15 protein-coding genes are annotated in these 17,263 nt (G+C 61.5%); all 15 read left to right on the top strand.

The annotated features are described in order from the left end of the window. The first annotated feature begins 3 nt into the window (after positions 1 to 3). Entirely contained in the window at positions 4 to 909 is a 906-nt protein-coding gene (locus ACILSL_RS17905) for an FkbM family methyltransferase (protein ID WP_395733427.1), read from the top strand. 151 nt (positions 910 to 1,060) lie between these two features. Next, positions 1,061 to 1,918, top strand: a complete 858-nt coding sequence (locus ACILSL_RS17900) for an alpha-1,2-fucosyltransferase (protein WP_395733426.1) — start codon at positions 1,061 to 1,063, stop codon at positions 1,916 to 1,918. Positions 1,919 to 2,145: 227 nt separating this feature from the next. After that, the gene (locus tag ACILSL_RS17895) at positions 2,146 to 3,099 is read left to right on the top strand and encodes an alpha-1,2-fucosyltransferase (protein WP_395733425.1); all 954 of its coding nucleotides are present in this window, start codon (positions 2,146 to 2,148) and stop codon (positions 3,097 to 3,099) included. A 51-nt stretch (positions 3,100 to 3,150) separates the two neighbouring features. Then, on the top strand, positions 3,151 to 3,921 hold the full coding sequence (locus tag ACILSL_RS17890) for an FkbM family methyltransferase (RefSeq protein WP_395733424.1): 771 nt from the start codon (positions 3,151 to 3,153) through the stop codon (positions 3,919 to 3,921). Between the two features lie 62 nt (positions 3,922 to 3,983). Further along, entirely contained in the window at positions 3,984 to 4,754 is a 771-nt protein-coding gene (locus ACILSL_RS17885; RefSeq protein WP_395733423.1) for an FkbM family methyltransferase, read from the top strand. Positions 4,755 to 4,899: 145 nt separating this feature from the next. Beyond that, positions 4,900 to 5,877: a glycosyltransferase family 2 protein gene (locus ACILSL_RS17880; protein ID WP_395733422.1), complete on the top strand. Its 978-nt coding sequence runs from the start codon at positions 4,900 to 4,902 to the stop codon at positions 5,875 to 5,877. Beyond that, positions 5,877 to 7,772 (top strand): acyltransferase family protein, encoded by a 1,896-nt coding sequence (locus ACILSL_RS17875; protein WP_395733421.1) that lies wholly within the window; start codon positions 5,877 to 5,879, stop codon positions 7,770 to 7,772. Before ACILSL_RS17880 ends, ACILSL_RS17875 begins: the two co-directional genes overlap by 1 nt. A gap of 13 nt (positions 7,773 to 7,785) precedes the next feature. After that, the gene (locus ACILSL_RS17870) at positions 7,786 to 8,421 is read left to right on the top strand and encodes a hypothetical protein (RefSeq protein WP_395733420.1); all 636 of its coding nucleotides are present in this window, start codon (positions 7,786 to 7,788) and stop codon (positions 8,419 to 8,421) included. A gap of 60 nt (positions 8,422 to 8,481) precedes the next feature. Next, positions 8,482 to 9,540, top strand: a complete 1,059-nt coding sequence (locus ACILSL_RS17865) for an NAD-dependent epimerase/dehydratase family protein (protein WP_395733419.1) — start codon at positions 8,482 to 8,484, stop codon at positions 9,538 to 9,540. A 31-nt stretch (positions 9,541 to 9,571) separates the two neighbouring features. Next, positions 9,572 to 11,053, top strand: a complete 1,482-nt coding sequence (locus ACILSL_RS17860) for a glycosyltransferase (protein WP_395733418.1) — start codon at positions 9,572 to 9,574, stop codon at positions 11,051 to 11,053. Positions 11,054 to 11,086: 33 nt separating this feature from the next. After that, positions 11,087 to 12,289: an acyltransferase family protein gene (locus ACILSL_RS17855; protein ID WP_395733417.1), complete on the top strand. Its 1,203-nt coding sequence runs from the start codon at positions 11,087 to 11,089 to the stop codon at positions 12,287 to 12,289. Between the two features lie 126 nt (positions 12,290 to 12,415). Then, complete coding sequence (locus ACILSL_RS17850) at positions 12,416 to 13,843, top strand: DUF6056 family protein (RefSeq protein WP_395733416.1); 1,428 nt, start codon at positions 12,416 to 12,418, stop codon at positions 13,841 to 13,843. After that, entirely contained in the window at positions 13,840 to 14,667 is an 828-nt protein-coding gene (locus ACILSL_RS17845; protein ID WP_395733415.1) for an FkbM family methyltransferase, read from the top strand. Before ACILSL_RS17850 ends, ACILSL_RS17845 begins: the two co-directional genes overlap by 4 nt. Before the next feature lie 34 nt (positions 14,668 to 14,701). Further along, entirely contained in the window at positions 14,702 to 16,708 is a 2,007-nt protein-coding gene (locus ACILSL_RS17840) for an acyltransferase family protein (RefSeq protein WP_395733414.1), read from the top strand. A gap of 39 nt (positions 16,709 to 16,747) precedes the next feature. Then, on the top strand, positions 16,748 to 17,263 hold a 516-nt coding region (locus ACILSL_RS17835), incomplete at its 3' end, for an acyltransferase family protein (RefSeq protein WP_395733413.1).

Raw genomic sequence — 17,263 nt, 5'->3', positions numbered from 1 at the left:
CCTATGGCTTACTCCAAATTCAAGGTCGTTCGCGGACTCCAAAAAGTACTGTCCGGCAAGCTGCCAGACTTCCTCTTTCCCCTCGTTGAAAAAATCCGTTACCGCGAATGGCACCGCCTTGAGCGCGGCGAGATCTCAGAAATCGTCTGGCCCGTCGGCGGTGGCGCCAGCCTCCTGCTGCACAAAGACTCCTTCCTCTGCCGCCCCATCGTTCGTGGCAAATTCGAACTCGGAGAGCGCACCCTCCTCGCCCGCTTGCTGAAACCCGGCGATGTGTTTGTCGATGTAGGTGCCAACATCGGCCTCTTCGCCGTCATCGCCGGGAAATGCGTCGGTCCCCAAGGCCTCGTACTTGCCGTGGAGCCCTCCCTCCCCACCTGCAAAATCCTCCAAAGCCAGATCGACCTCAACAAGCTGCAGAATGTGAAAATCTGCCAGGTCGGCATATCGAAAGAGAGCGGGGAGCTGGAATTGTTTCAGGGCACCAATACCAACGACACATTCAACAGCTTCAGCCCCCCCATCTGGGAAGGTGAATACACTCCCACCAAGGTTCCCGTCGTCACCTTTGACGCCCTTGTCGCCCAGCATCTCGCAGGCCGTCCCATCCGCCTCGTCAAGATCGACACCGAAGGCTGGGAGTGCAATGTGCTCGCCGGCGGCAGCGCGGCATTCTCCGGGCCGGACGCCCCGGAAATCATCATTGAATTCTGTGACAAAGCCCTCATCGCCAGCGCCTCCTCCTGCGAAGCCCTTTACACGGCCCTGCGTGCACTCGGCTACACCACCTTCGTGATCGACATGGACAACGGCATGCTCCAGCCCCTCAACCAGTCCAAAGAGTTCGAATACGCCAATATTTTCGCCACCAAAAACCCCGCCCGGCACCGCAGCTTCATCGTGTCTTGAAGTTCCTCTGCTGTAACGCCTCTGGCTGTCATTGATGACTTTGTTTCAAATATCCGGCGGGCTGGGCAACCAGATGTTCCAGTACGCCATGGCGCGCAGACTGGCCCTGCGGGGAGATGGCATCCTGCATGCGGACCTTTATCAGCTCGGCATGCAGGTGCAGCCGCCGCGACAATTCCGCCTTGACCTCTTCCATACGCGTGTCCTGGCCCTCCCTTGGTACTCTGTCTGGCGTTACAGCAAGAGGGAGTTCCTGGAACGGTTGGTGCGCCGTTATCTGCCGGAAAACCTCGCTCGAAGACTGTTGTCGCTGGTTGCGCGCCGGGGCTTCAAGTCCCCCTGTGTTTATCGCTTTGATGCGTGCGCCCCGGGGCGGCCAAAGCCCATGCTGCAAATCGGCAAGGTGGTCTCTGAGCGGCAGTTCCACTTTGATCCAGATGTGTTGAATCTGTCCGGAAACCTGCTGCTGATGGGTTACTGGCAGACGGAAAAGTATTTTGCAGACATCGCGCCACAACTCCGCGCCGAGCTACAGGTGAAGACCCCGCAGGCAGGTCAAAACTTGGTGGTGGCCAATCGCATGCGCGCGCAGCAGTCCGTCTCCCTGCATGTCCGGAGGGGCGACAAGGCGACGGCAAAAGACTTCAACGGTTCCACTCCGGAGTATCACCAGCGCGCCATGGCGTGGTTTCGCGCCCGCCTTTCCAATCCGGTGTTCTTTGTCTTCACCGATGACTGGGACTGGGTGCAGCAGCATCTGCCCGCGGCGCCTGACGTCGTATATGTGAATCACAACGGTCAGGATCAGGAACATGAAGACCTCCGCCTCATGAGTCAGTGCCGGCATCACATCATTGCTCTCAGCTCCTTCAGTTGGTGGGCGGCCTGGCTTAATCCTAGCCCCGACAAGCTGGTGGTCTGCCCGCCGCATCAGCGCTGGTTCAATTTTGCCAACTGTGTCACCGTTGACATATTTCCGGATTCATGGGTTCAGATCGACGACCTTTGAAGGCCGTTTGATCCGCCGGTCTCGCAGATGAGGTCTGGCAAACATTATTCATATAAAAGCTGGCACAGTCCTAATCTTAACCCTAGATGGGCCGCTGCTAAACAAAGTTTTATCACGCTTAATCCATTGCTCAAATTCAACTCAAAAAAACACCCGCTCGTCAGTGACGGCGTTCAGATTGTTTACGTATGATACTAGTTCAAATAGCTGGTGGATTGGGCAACCAAATGTTTCAATATGCGGCTGCGCGCAAACTGGCGGCCAAGGGGGATGGCATCGTTCTGGCAGATCTTTATTTTCTTGGTTTGCAGATGCAGCCAGCCAGAAAATACCGACTGGACAAGTTCCGCGTTCAGGCTCCCCGTGTCCCTTGGCACCATGTGATCCGGTACAATCCAGGGGAGTTTCTGACCCGTCTGGCTCGCCGCAGCCTGTCTGCTCCACGGGCCAAGAGTCTGCTTTACCGGTTCGAGCGTTTTGGCTTCAAGTCTTCATGCGACTATCGCTTTTACCACTACAAGCCAGACCAGCCCCTGCCACCCTTGCAGATCGGCAGGACCGTCTCCGAGCGCCATTTCCACTACGACCCCGAGTTCCAAAACCTCTCGGGGAACCTCCTGCTCATGGGCTACTGGCAGTCAGAAAAATACTTCTCAGACATCGCCCCCCAGATCCGCGCAGATTTCCAATTGCGCGCACCCTTCACTGGAGAAGACGCCAAAGTCGCCGAGCAGATGCGGCAATGCCTCTCCGTCTCCCTCCACATCCGGCGTGGCGACAAAGCAGTGGCCAAGGACTTCAACGCCAGCGAGTCGGCCTACTGCCTGCGTGCCGTCGAGTGGTTCCGCTCCCGCCTCGACTCGCCGAAGTTCTTCGTGTTTTCAGACGACTGGGAGTGGACCCGGCAGCATCTCCCCGAAGCACCAGACATCCAATATGTCGCTCACAACAGCGTGGGCCAGGATTTGGAGGACTGGAACTGGGAGGAAAATCTCAGCCTCATGAGCCAGTGCCGCCATCACATCATCGGTCCCAGTTCATTCAGTTGGTGGGCCGCATGGCTGAATCCTGATCCGCAGAAAATAGTCCTCAGCCCGCCTCACCAGCGCTGGCTCAATTTCCGCAACTGCGACACCTCCGATGTGATCCCCTCATCCTGGATCCAGATCGACGACCGCTGATCTCCTCCCTCCTACCTTGGTCCCTCCTCATTCTCACCCCGCCTCCCTCACATGAAACTCAGCCCTAACGCCATTCGGAAACCCGGCCCCTGGTTTCTTCTGCGCTGTATCCTCAGCCAGTTGCTTGGTCGTTCCAATCAGGTGATCCAGTCCTACCGCAAGGACCGGATTTCACATGTCGAACTGGAGCAGGATCTCCCGCTTCTCCTCACCAAGAAAAAGCCGCTGCTCATTGATGTCGGAGCCAACGCCGGACAGACCATCTCCATGTTCAAACGCGTGTTTGATCAGCCCACCATTCACGCCTTCGAGCCCAACAAGGCCCTCGTGGAGACCCAGCTTGCCACCGCCTTTGGGCAGGACAAAAACATCACCCTCAATGCCGCCGGACTCGGCGCCGAAGAAGGCGTCCTCAAGCTCAACCATTTCGAGCAGGATCAGATGTGCTCTTTCCTGCCCTTGGACAATGGCCAGCGCAATCCTTATGCCGGCGAAGCCGTCGTCAACAGCTCGGAAGTCCCCGTCTGGACGCTCGATGAGTATGCGAAAAAGCATTCGCTCGGCGCGATTGATCTGCTGAAAATCGACACCCAGGGCTACGACCTCCAGGTGCTCAAAGGCGCGGATGCGCTGCTCACCGCCGGCAAGGTCAGCTTCATCATGCTGGAGATTAACTTCATTCCTCTCTACGTCGGCCAGCCCGCCTTTTTTGAGCTGGATGCCTTTCTCAACAAGCGCGGCTACGCACTCGTGGACTTGTATGAAAAAATCTGGGTCGAGAACCGCCTCGCCTGGTGCAACGGCCTGTATCAAAAAATCTAACGTTTCAATTTCCGCCGCTACCGCTCCGCTTCCATCCTCTGCAACCCTCGCCACTCCCCATCATGAAACTCAGCTCACAGGCTACCCCCATTACCAGTCCTTGGTTTCTGCTGCGCTGTCTCATCAGCATGGTGCTGGGGCGCTCCAATCAGGTGCTGCAGTCCTATCGTAAAGACCGCATCTCCCATGTGAACCTGGAGCAGGATCTGCGCGTTCTTCTGCCGCAGGCCGGCGCGTTGTTGTTTGATGTCGGTGCCAACAAAGGGCAGACCATCGCCATGTTTCGGCGCACCTTCAACCAGCCCGTCATCCATGCCTTTGAGCCGAACAAATCGCTCGTGGAAACAGTGCTCACCCCGGCGCATGCGGGCAACCCCAAGGTCGTGATCAACGCCGCCGCACTCGGCGCGGAGAATGGCAGCCTCACCTTCAACGAATGTGAGAATAATGAACTCAGCTCCTTCCTCCCTATGGAGTCCAGCGCGGAAAACCCCTTCAAGGACGACGTCATCAAAACCAGCACCACCGTCCCCGTCTGGACGCTCGACGGCTATGTCTCCGAGCACAAGCTGCCCCCGCTCGCCCTGCTGAAAATTGACACCCAGGGCTTTGACCTCCAGGTCCTTCAGGGCGCACGTCAGCAGCTCTCCGCAGGCCGCATCTCGCTGGTCATGCTGGAGATCAACTTCGTCCCCATGTACGTCGGCCAGCCCACCTTCGGCCAGGTGGACGCCTTCCTGCGCGAGCACGGCTATGCGCTGGTGGACATGTACGAAAAAATTTATCAGAACAACCGGCTCGCCTGGTGTACCGGCCTGTATCAAAAATGCTGATTACGGCGAACTCGGCGTCAGCAAAGTACTCATGAGCTTCAGCTCATTCTGGTCCGCCGCACGCAAGCCTTTCTCCAGCGCAATCTGTCAGGAACATCGCATGCCATTCACCAAACGTCACGACGCGGGATATATCTGCTAACCCATGGGATTGGTCAGCGTCATTGTTCCTACCTTCAATCGTGCAGACTTGATCCGCCGATGCTATGACTCGGTCGTCGCGCAGGAGCACCGCCCTCTGGAGTTTCTCGTGGCAGACGACTGCTCCACCGACGGCACCGCCGCCGCCATGCAGCAGCTTCCCGTCAGGGAAGGGGTGTCCGTCGTTTACCTCCCTCAGCCCATCAATCGCGGCGTGTCTGCCGCGCGCAATGCCGCCCTGCGCGTCGCACGTGGGGAACAGATCGCCCTGCTCGACTCCGACGACGTCTGGTACCCAGGGCATCTCGCCAAACTGCAGGCCGCGCTCGAATCTTCCGGCGCAGACCTCGCTTATTCCCGTGGCGATATCCGCCCCGGCCCCGAGGCCCCGCCCTCCGGTCGCAGCAGCTTCGGTCCCACCCCGTATGAAGAGCGAAACACACCTGAATGCCTCTTCTACTACAACTTCATCCTCCCCTCCGCCACGCTCGTGCGCGGCGGCTTTTTCACTCAGATCGGCCTCTTTGACGAAGACCCGCTGATGCAGCACGCGGAGGACTGCGCCGCCGCCGGACTCAAGTTTGCCCACGTCCGTGAAGCCACGCTCTGCTACACCACCCCCGGCAAAGTGCCCGAGGCCAAGCAGCAGATGATGATGCGCCGCTTCAATCAATGCCTGCGCAAGCACCGCGACTATCCCGGCACCTCCGCCTCTCGCCGCCGGTTCACCCGCGGGTATTATCTCCTCTGGCTCGGCGTCATGCTCGGCGCGGTGAATGCCGAATCTCAGGCCCTTTTTCGTGAAGCGCGCCAGCTCGCCTGGGCCACCCCCTCGCTCCTGCTCACAAGCCTTTGCGGTCTCCTCCTGCCACGCCTGCCCGCCTCCCGCCAGAGCCTCGGCCGCCGCGTGCTCATGCGGCTCTTTCGCGGCCTGCGTGCCAGACATCGCACCCTGCGTGGTTTTCCTGATCCATGGGACTGATGCCCATCATGACTTACCGGCCGGACATTGACGGTCTTCGCGCACTCGCCGTGCTCTCCGTGCTCCTGTTCCATGCCGGACTTGGCGTGCAGGGCGGCTATGTCGGCGTGGACGTCTTCTTTGTGATCTCAGGCTATCTCATCACCGGCCTGCTCCTGCAGGACATGGCCCAGGGCAGGTTTAGCCTGCGCGGCTTTTGGGAGCGGCGCATCCGCCGCATCATGCCCCCGCTCGTGGTCATGCTCCTTGCCACGCTGGCCGCTGGCTGGCTGCTCCTGCTCGCGGAAGACTTCAAAGAACTCGGCCAGTCCGCCGTCGCCCAGGCTCTCCTCCTTGCAAATGTGTTTTTCTGGCGCGAGTCAGGCTACTTTGAACAAAGCGCCGACTTAAAGCCCCTCCTGCATACCTGGTCGCTCGCCGTCGAAGAACAGTTCTACCTCTTTTTCCCGCTCGTGCTCTTGGTGCTGCGGAAGTTTTTCCCAGCCCTGCTGCGCCCTCTCCTTCTACTCCTGCTGGTGACCTCGCTCGCGATTGGCATCTATTGGAGTCGCACCCGTCCCGAAGCGGGCTTCTATCTGCTGCCGTCCCGCGCCTGGGAACTCCTCCTCGGAGCGCTGCTTGCCATGACCCCCGTCACCTTTTCACCCTCCCGCCGCTGGCTGCCGGAGCTTTCGGGCGTGGTCGGACTGGGCATGATCTTGTACGCTGTGTTTGCCTTCAGCACCCACACCCGTTTCCCTGGCGAAGCCGCGCTGCTCCCATGCCTCGGGGCCGCTCTCGTCATCGCCTGCGGCAGGCATTCCATTGCCGGACGCCTGCTCGCCTTGCCCTGGCTGGTCGGCGTCGGCCTCGTCTCTTACTCGCTCTACCTCTGGCACTGGCCCCTGCTGGTTTACTCCAAATACTGGGCCTCCGTCCCGCTCACCATCCCGCAGCGCCTCCTGCTGCTGGCCGCCACCGGCATCCTCGCCGTGTTCTCCTGGAAATGGGTAGAGCAGCCCTTTCGCAGACGCGTCGTCTGCGCCAGCCGCTCATCCATCTACACCTTTGCCGCCGCCTGCTCCGCCCTCATGCTCGCGCTCGGCTGCACGCTGCACTTCCTGCACGGCGTGCCCTCACGCATCCCCGCCGCCGCGCAGATCTACGCCGCAGGCAGGTCGGACAGCATCTTCCGTAAAGAAGTCAGTCTGGAGCAGGCCCAGCGCGGCGACTTCGTCATCCTCGGGGGCAAGCAGCCGCGCCCTCCAGGCCTCCTCGTCTGGGGAGACAGCCACGCCATGGCCCTCCTGCCCATCATGGATGAACTCTGCAAAGAGAAAGGCGTCCAGGGCTTCGCCGCAGTACACTACCAGACCCCGCCGCTCCTCTCTTACCTCCCCTTCGGCTCTTACAGCCTCAAGGACAAGGCCCCGCTCTTCGGCGCTGCCGTGATCGACTTCGTACGCTCCAAAAAAATCCCCAGGGTCGTCCTCACCGCCTCCTGGAATTATTACTTCGAAGCCGACAGCGGCAACCACATCCGCAAGGCTCTGCTCGAAACCGTCACCGCACTGAAAAGCGCCGGCGCCAGCGTCTGGGTCATGGAAGACGTCCCCAACCAGCCTTTCGATGTCCCCCGCCGCCTCGCTGCCGAGGTCCTGTTTTACCATGGCGATGTCAATCTCATCGGACTCCCTCTCACCACTCATCGTGCTGAGTCCGCCCAGCAGCACGATGTCTTGCAAAGCCTCGCCCCCCAGCATTACACCCTGCTCGATCCCGCCGGACTCTTCCTCAATCCCCAAGGGGTATGCCGGGTTGCTGCTGATGGAAAAACACTCTACACCGACAGCAGCCACATCAGCACTCAGGGAGCGCGTTTTTTGCGCCCCCTCGTGACATCCATTTTCGACTAATCCCTGATCAGACATGAAAAAACTTGTTCAAAAGTGCCGCAGCTTGCTCAAGCGTGGCAATGAAGCAATCCACCACCGCAAGGAGCTTTCCACCTTCCTCACCTTCTGCCGCCGTTTGCAGCCAGGCTTTGACGGTGCCGTCCAGCCCGAAGAGCTGGTGCTCCTCGAAGAGCTCGTCCGCCGCGCCCATGACTTCGACGGCCCCCTCATTGAAGTCGGCACCCTCTTCGGCTTCACCACCCAGAACATCGCCATCTGGAAAGATCCCCAAAAAGAACTCATCACCATTGATGACTACAGTTGGAACCCCGTTGGCCTGCTCCCCCTGGCCCATCGCGACTTCACCCGCCGCGGCCTCCACTACTTGATGCAGAAGTGCCGCACCACCCTCTTTGAAGGCCTCAGCACCGACTTCTTCGCCACTTACAAAGGCCCCGCGCCTTCCATGATTTTCATTGATGCCAGCCACATCTACGAGCACGTCCTCGCAGACATCACCTGGGCCAAAAATGCAGGCGTCCCCATCATCGCCGGGCACGACTACTCACGCTTTTGGCCCGGCGTAAAACGCGCCGTCGAAGAATCCTTCGGCACCGACTTCAAAGTCAGCGGCACCCTTTGGGCGCACGTCAAATCCACCCCCGTCTAATCCTCCCCCATCACTCCCACCCTCTCACACCCACACCCTTTCCCACCCATACCAACCACCATGAAAAGTCTCCTCGTCACCGGTTCCTCAGGCCTCATTGGCTCCGAAGTCGTCACCCATTTCTCCGAGTCCGGCTGGACCGTCCATGGCGTGGACAACAACATGCGCGCCGACTTCTTCGGCCCCGGCGGCGACACCCGCTGGAACACCCAGCGCCTCAAAGACCAGTTCCCCTCCTTCCACCATCACGAGCTCGACATCCGCGACCGTGCCGGCGTCCAGAACCTTCTCAAGGAGCTCCGCCCCGACGCCATCGTCCACACCGCCGCACAGCCCAGCCACGACCTCGCCGCCAGCCGTCCCTTTGACGACTTCGACGTCAACGCCGTCGGCACACTCAATTTCCTCGAAGCCACACGCCTCGCCTGCCCGGAGTCACCCTTCGTCCACATGAGCACCAACAAAGTCTATGGCGACGCCCCCAATGAGATCGCCCTCGTCGAACTCGAAAAACGCTGGGACTACGCCGACCCCACCTACGAGGACGGCATTCGCGAAACCTACCGCATCGACCAGTGCAAGCACTCCCTCTTCGGTGCCTCCAAAGTCGCCGCAGACGTCATGGTCCAGGAATACGGCCGCTACTTCGGCATGCCTACCTGCGCCCTCCGTGGCGGCTGCCTCACCGGTCCCAATCACAGCGGCGTCGAGCTCCACGGCTTCCTCAGCTACCTCATCCGCTGCAATCTCGAAGGCAAAACCTACCGCGTCTTCGGCTACAAAGGCAAGCAGGTCCGCGACAACATCCACAGCCACGACGTCGTCGCCTTCATGGAGCACTTCATCGCCGCCCCACGCCAGGGCGAGGTTTATAACATCGGCGGCGGTCGTGCCAATTCCATCTCCATCCTTGAAGCTTTTGACCTCATCGCCTCCATCTCCGGCAAGCCCATGCAGCACGAATACGTGGACCAAAACCGCCAGGGCGACCACATCTGCTACATCTCCAACCTCGACAAAATGAAAGCCCACTACCCAGGCTGGGACATCACCAAAGACCTCCAGACCACCTTCCAGGAAATCTATCAGTCCTGGCTTGCCCGCACTCAGGCATCCTAATTGCTCTATCCCCATTTACCGCACGCCCCCCATGTCTGACCATTCCACCCCTACGACCCCCGAAATCCCCGTCCTCTGGGGTATGGCCGCCATCGAGGGCATGCGCAAACGGATCCTCGAAAGCGCAGAAGCCCACGCCGAGCAGCGCGACTACCACATCTCCCGCAACCAGCACTTCTACCAGCTCGTCGGCGGCGAATTGAAGACCCTCATTGGCGATGCCGGCCGCCTCCTCTTCGTTCGCTGCCAGACCGGCAAGCTCCTCGACCATCTCCAGGCCTCCGCCGTCACCGCCGTGGACATCAGCCCCAAGATGGTTGATCTCGCCCGGAAAAAGCACCCCAAGGCTCAGTTCCACGTCATGAACCCCGAGCTGGAACTCCCCCCCGGCCCCTTCGACACCGTCCTCATCCAGGACACCACCGACACCGTGGACATCCAGGCCATGCTCGACCACGTTCGCGCCGTCTGCCTCCCCCACACCCGCATCATCATCTTCACCTACAACCATCTCTGGGAGCCCCTCGTTGCCCTCTCCGAGAAGTCCAATCTGAAGACTCCCAAGGTTGAGCCCAACTGGCTCTCCCTCCGCGACTACGAAGGCCTCCTCCACCTCTCCGGCCTCGAAATGCTCCGCGTCTCACGCCGCGTCCTCATGCCCTTCGGCATCCCCCTCCTTGCCCCCATCCTCAACAAATACATCGCCTGGATGCCCGGCATCGACCGCCTCAACCTCTGCAACTTCATCGTCGCACGTCCCGCTCCCCAGCCCCGTCCCGCCTCAGACTTCAAAGTCTCCGTCATCATCCCCTGCAAAGACGAAAAAGGCAACGTCCGCAGCGCCGTCGAGCGCATGCCTCAGCTCGGCCGCGAAACCGAAATTATTTTCTGCGACGACAAGTCCACCGACGGCACCGCAGACGAAGTCCGCCTCATGCAGGCAGAGTTCCCTCACAAAAACATCCGCCTCGTGGACGGTCCCGCCATCTCCAAATCTCGCAACGTCTGGACCGGCTTCGCCGCCGCCACCGGCGACATTCTCATGATCCTCGACGCCGACCTCACCGTCATGCCCGAGGAGCTCCCCCGCTTCGTCGAAGCCATCGCCTCCGGCAAAGGCGAGTTCATCAACGGCTCCCGCATGGTCTATCCCATGCAGGGCCAGGCCATGAAATTCGCCAACATGCTCGGCAACAAAGGCTTCGCCTCCCTCTTCTCCTACCTCCTCGGCTCCCCCGTCCGTGACACCCTCTGCGGCACCAAAGTCCTCTGGCGCAAAGACTGGGAAAAAATCTCCCGCATGATCGACACCTGGGGCGCAGAAGACCGCTGGGGCGACTACGAACTCCTGTTCGGCGCTGCGAAACTAAATCTTCGTATCGTTGACCTCCCCGTTCACTATCAGGAACGTGTGTATGGCGATACCAAAATGACGCGCCGCTTCAAAAACGGCCTCGTCATGCTCCGCTTTTGCTGGGCCGCCTTCCTCAAATTAAAACTACCTCAGATGTGATCGGTGCCGCCGGTCCATCGGCATCTCCCCCACGTGACATCAGCCTCGAACACCCATCCAAATCACCGCATGGAGCACCTCGACGGGCTGCGAGGCCTGGCGGCCTTGATCGTGGTGCTCACCCATTTTTTTGCGGCATTTTATCCCTACGCCATCTTTGGCTCCGGCTCCCCCCGGCACAGCGCCTGGGGGGCCATGCTGCTTTATCCGCCCCTGGGTCTCCTCGTCGCCGGCCACTTTGCCGTCTCCCTGTTCTTTCTCCTAAGCGGTTACGTCCTCTCCGCGCCTCTCCTCGCCAAGGGCTCTCCTTGGCGCGAAATCGTCGGCTCCATCGTCAAGCGGCCCGTTCGCCTCATCGGCATCGTGGTCGCCACCACCCTGATCTCCTGGGTGCTCTGGAGCTTCGATGTCTATCAAAACAACACCGCCGCACGCATGAGCGGCTCCGTCTGGTTTGAATCTTTTTGGACACCCCAGGCACCCTCGCTCCTCGACCTCGGGAAACAACTGCTCACCCAGCCCTTTTCCACCGCCTCCTTTTACAACCAGCCCATGTGGAGCATCAAGCGCGAGCTCCTCGGCTCCTTCCTCGTCTATGGCATCCTCCTCATCGGGCAGCACCGTCTCATCCGCTGGGGCCTCATGGCAGCCGCTACGTACTGGTTCGCCGGAAACTTTTACCAATGTTTCATCATCGGCCTCATCATCGCTGAAGTCCGTTCCTGGCGCTTCATGCACGGCGCCTCCCTCCGCATGCCCGTCTGGCTTTCCATGCTCCTCATGCTTGTCGTCGTCGTCTGCGGCTCTTATCCCAAATACGCTATCAGCTATTCCATGACGCCCGCCTCATACTGGTTCGCCCCGCCCTTGGCCTGGCTTGGCGGCGGCTGGTCCATGCTCGCCGCCATCGCCTTGTTTTTGCTCGTCCTGCACGCCCCCTCCGCCCAGTGGCTGCTCACACGCCGGCCCGTACAGTTTCTCGGCAAGGTCTCCTACGCCATGTATGGCCTCCACTTCCTTGTCCTCGGCTCCATCGGCGCCTCAGTCTTCATCGCCAGCCAGCCATACTACGGCTACGCCATCTCCACCGCACTCTCGCTCGTCTCCCTCCTTTTCGTCACCCTCCTCTGTGCCAAAGGCCTGCATGAGACCGTTGACCGCGCCTTCATCGCCATATCGAGAGACCTCGGCAACTACGTCCGCCGCCTCCTCACTCCCCGCAGCGCACGCCCCTGACCTCCGGCGCAATTCCTCTCCGCCACAGAGAGGAGCGCGGGCACACTTGCCTGTTCCGTGTGGTAGTCCCGGCCCGGCCAGAACCTGATCGTCCCCCATCCTCAGCCCAAACAGATTCCTCAAACAATGCCATCTCTCCCAGACCCCCGTCGTCTCACCGCCATCTGGCAGCTTTGTCTGCCCTGGCTTGCCGCCGCCGTTGGCATTCTACCCTTCCTCCTCCTCAGCACCTGCGCCTATCCCGCCGCCGACGACTGGTACATGGCGGCCGATACCATGGAAAAAGGCTTCCTGCAGGCCAACGTGGACTACTACATGCACACCACCGGCCGGTTTTTCACCTCCGCCTTCCTGTTCATGCACCCTATGCTCCTCTCCTTCGGAGCATTCAAATGTTACAGCCTCGCCCTCGTTATAGGCCTCGTTGGCTGCACCCGCTGGGCCGTCGGCTCATGGTTTCCCGCAGCCTCCAGCACCTGGAAGTGGACGGCCTCCCTCACCCTCGTCATCACCTTTCTCTGGGGCATGGCCACACCCGCTCAGGGCTTCTATTGGGGCACCGGTTCCGCCGGCTACACCCAGTCAGCCTTGTTCTCCCTTGCCATCGCCGGCCTCTTTGGCCGCCGCAGCTTGGACATCACCTGGCGGCCTCACCCCGCAGTCCTCGTGCTCGCCTCCCTCCTCGCCATCGCCGCCACCGGCTGCACGGAAGTCGCCATGGCGCTCCTCCTCCTCCACGTCGTTGCCTGGAATGCCCTGTATTTCTGGATCAACCGCCGCATCAGCCGCCCCCTCGCCGTCCTCCTCCTCGCCACCCTCCTCGGCACCACCCTCGTTGTCCTTTCCCCCGGCAATGCCCTCCGCAGCGCCGTTTACTCCAACGGCATCAACCACGTCCTCCCAGCCGCCGTCGCCCTCGCCCTCAAGCTCGGCATCAAGCAGGTCCTCCTCTGGCTCCTCTTCGTCCCCTTCGCCCTTCTCTCGCTCGTCGCCATCATCGCCTGGCCTGCCGATGCCCCCGTCTCACGCCAGCGCGGCTGGGAGTTCGTCCTCCTCGCCATCTCACTCATGGCCTGCACCATCTTCGGCGCCTACTTCCTCGGCACCTGGTGCATGGGCGCCTCCATTCCCATGCGCGGCGTCAATCTCGTCCTCCTCTTCTTCATCATCGACTGGCTCGTCCTCCTCGCAGGCCTCGTCGCTCTCCTCCGCACCACCACCGTCGATCTCCCGCGCCCCGGCCTCATCGTCTCCCTCGGCCTCGTCTGCGTCCTCCTCGCCTCCCTTGGCAGCACCCCCAACAACATCAAGACCGCCTGGCGCGACCTTCTCTCCGGCGATGCCGCCCGTTACTCCACAGAGCTTACCAAACGCCATGAGCTCCTCCGCTCCACCCTGGAGCAGGACGTTCTCGTCCCCCCCATCAAGTCCCGCCCCAAAACACTCTTCTTCAACGACCTCACCCCAGATCCCACCAACTGGCGCAACACCGGTTGCGCTCGTTTCTTCCACAAGCGCAGCATTGCCCTAACCCCTCCATCCTCCAAGCCGTGAACACCAAAACCAAGATTGGCCTCGCCAAACTCCTCTACCACGGCCTCCGCCTCGTAGGCTTCAGCCAGAAACGCGTCATCTCACGCCACGGCGTATGCTTTGACGTCGATCTCGCAGAAGGCATCGATCTCTCACTCTTTCTCTTCGGCAGCTTCCAGAAATGGGTCATTGACGATACCCTTCTCCCTCAGAAGGAAAACTTCTGCGCCATCGACATCGGAGCCAACATCGGCGCCATCTGCCTCCCCCTCGCCTCCCGCTACCCCGGCTCCCGCATCATCGCCGTCGAACCCACCGACCACGCCTTCCAGCGCCTCCAGCGCAACATCGAACTCAACCCCGCCCTCCAGCCACGCATCAAAACCGTCCAGGCCTTCATGGGAGACGGCTCCCAGGACACCGCCCCCGGCATGATCGCCTACCCCAGCTGGCGTCTCGACAACGCCGCCGGCGAGCGCCACTCCGTCCACATGGGCCAGGCCCACGTCGTCACCTGTCCCACCCTCTCCATCGACGGCCTCGTCCAGCAGGAAGGCCTCGACCACCTCGACTTCATCAAGATCGACACCGACGGCCACGAGCTCGACATCCTTAAAGGCGCACGCGCCACCCTCGCCCGCTGGCGTCCCGTCCTCGTCTTTGAATTCTGTTTCTACGAAAATGAAAAGCGCGGTTACAGCTTCGCAGACTTTACCGCCTTCTTCGACTCGCTGAACTACGACATCTGCCTCTGCGACAGAAAAACGCGCATCCCGGACGAAGCCGCCGCCAGACGCGTCGTCCCAGAGCTCGGCTCCTGCGACTTCGCCGCCGTGCCACGCTGAAAACCGCTCCGCCGCCCGCTTTCACATCCACCTGATGCAGTCACAGCCCCACCAGTCAGACTACCGCTCGGAAATCGACGGCCTGCGCGCGCTCGCCGTGCTTGGAGTCATCCTCTTTCATGTGGACGTGAAATGCCCCGGCGGCTTCGTCGGCGTGGACGTCTTCTTCGTCATCTCCGGCTACCTCATCTCCTCCCTCCTCCTCCGCGACTTGGAGACCCGCCGCTTCAGCCTCCTTCAGTTTTGGGAGCGCCGCTGCCGCCGCATCCTCCCCGCGCTCGCGGTCATGGTGCTCCTCACCCTCCTCGCCGCCGCCTTCCTCCTCCTCCCGGACGACTATCTCAAGCTCGGCAAATCCGCCGTCTGGCAGGCCCTCTTTGCCAGCAACGTCTATTTCTGGCAGGACACCGGCTACTTCGCCGCCGCCGCCGCAGAAAAGCCCCTCCTCCACACCTGGTCCCTCGCCGTGGAGGAGCAGTTTTATCTGGTCATGCCCTTGCTCCTCGCCGCCCTCGTGCGCCTGCGCTCAGGCGGCGGACGCAGGCACATCGTCATCATCCTCACCACCTTGTTTGCCGCCAGCCTCGGCTGGAGCGCCCTCATGCTCCAGCGCGACTCAGCCGCCGCCTTCTTTCTGCTCCCCAGCCGCTCCTGGGAGCTGCTCGCAGGCGCCCTCCTCGCCCTCCTCCCCATCAGCCTCACCCACCACCTCGGCCGCTGGCGTGAGTTCCCCGCGCTGCTCGGCCTCGGCGCCATCCTCGGCTCCTACGCCCTGTATAGCGCAGACACCCGCTTCCCCGGACTCGCCGCCCTCCCGCCCGTCCTCGGCACCGCCTTTTTCCTCGCCGCCAATCAGCGGCCTCCAGGCGCACCGCCCCCCACGTGGTGTGGCCGCCTCCTCGCCACCCGCCCCCTCGTCTTCATCGGCCTCCTTTCCTACTCCCTCTATCTCTGGCACTGGCCCCTCCTCGCCTTTGTCAATTACTGGAGCTTCGCCCCCCTCGCAAAAGGCGGCAAGCTCATCCTCATCCTCCTCACCTTCATCCTCGCCTACCTCTCCTGGCGCTTTGTTGAGACACCCTTCCGCCTCCGCCGCCTCTGCGCCACCCGGCGCTCCATGCTCACCACCAGCGCCGTCGCCGTTCTCCTGCTCCTGCTCGTCAGCGTCGGCATCACCCACTTTCAGGGCCTCCCCTGGCGCGTCCCCGCCGGAGTGAGCCATGGCTACGCCAGAAACTCCGAATCCAGCTTCATGCTCACCCACCAGACCGCCCAGGCAGATCTGGCGTCAGACAAGCTCGTGCCGCTCGGCCTCCCCGGTCCCGCAGCCAGCAGCCAGCTCGTCCTCTGGGGAGACAGCCACGCGCTCGCCGCCCATCCCGCCTTTGACAGCGTCCTGCATGCCGCCGGCATCCCCGGCTGCTCCATCACTCACTCCAGCACCGCCCCGCTGCTCGACTTCCATGCCACCGTCCCCAACGGCCCCGTCACCGATACCGTAGCCCTCAACCGCGCCGCCTTCGACTGGCTCCGCCAGCACCACATCCGCCACGTCGTCCTCGCCGCCTACTGGCACGTGTACGAATTGAAGGGCAGAGTCAAAGACCTCCCTGCCAAAGACTACCTCGCCTACTACCAGCAGCACATTCTCACCACCGTCCAAAAGCTCGTGGAGATCGGTTGCCAGCCATGGATCATGCTCCAGGTGCCCGAGCATTCCTACATCGTCCCCAAAGCCCACGCCTACTGCCTCCTCTTCGGTGCGGACGAACAGCGCTTCTCCGCCGTCCCAGACACCTGGAACGGCCTCGCAGGGCAGGGGCCTGACTTCCTGCGTCAGGTCCAGCACGCCGGCGCACGCATCATCGACCCCCGGCCCGCCTTCCTCGACCCCGCAGGCCGCCACTACCGTATTTCCCTGAACGGCCAGGCCCTCTACGGAGACAAACATCACCTCACCCCCGCAGGTGCGGAAAGCATTCTGGCACCCGTCCTGCGTAGCAGTTTCTCACCGGTTTTCCCCGCCCTCTCCAAGCCATGACAGCTGCCGCCACCCACCTCCCCATCAGCCCTTTCCAAAGTGCCAGCAGTTGACCGGTCCCGTCCTCACTTCCTATGCGGCATCCAGGCATTACGCGGCATTTTTGCCGTGCTCGTCGTCTGTCACCATACCGGCGTTCATTCCGTGCGCCTCTGGTCGCATGACTGGCTCGGCGGCTGGTTTTACCACAACACCTTCCGCATCGATTTCTTTTTCGTCCTCAGCGGCTTCGTCCTCTGGGCCGCACACCGGGCAGATGCCGGACAGCCCGCCGCCATGCGCCACTTTCTCCTTCGGCGCGGCTGGCGTCTCTACCCCCTCCTCATCACCCTCACCCTCTACAAAGTCCTCCTCCTCCACAGCTTCTCCGGCAGAAGCCCCGACACCTATCAGACCATCCCCTCCCTCCTCGCCCTCCCCCAGACCTCCTTTCCTGTCATCGTCGCCGCATGGACGCTCTCCTTTGAGATGTTTTTCATGATCATCCTCGCCGCCTGCCTCGCCATGCCAGGAAAGGCCGCCCTCCCCACCCTCGTCCTCGTGGCCGTCCTGCTC

The organism is Prosthecobacter sp., assembly GCF_044222345.1.
In the GTDB taxonomy this organism is placed as follows: Bacteria; Verrucomicrobiota; Verrucomicrobiia; order Verrucomicrobiales; family Verrucomicrobiaceae; genus Prosthecobacter.
Note: the sequence above shows the minus strand (reverse complement) of the source record. Positions and strands in the feature narration are given on the sequence as shown.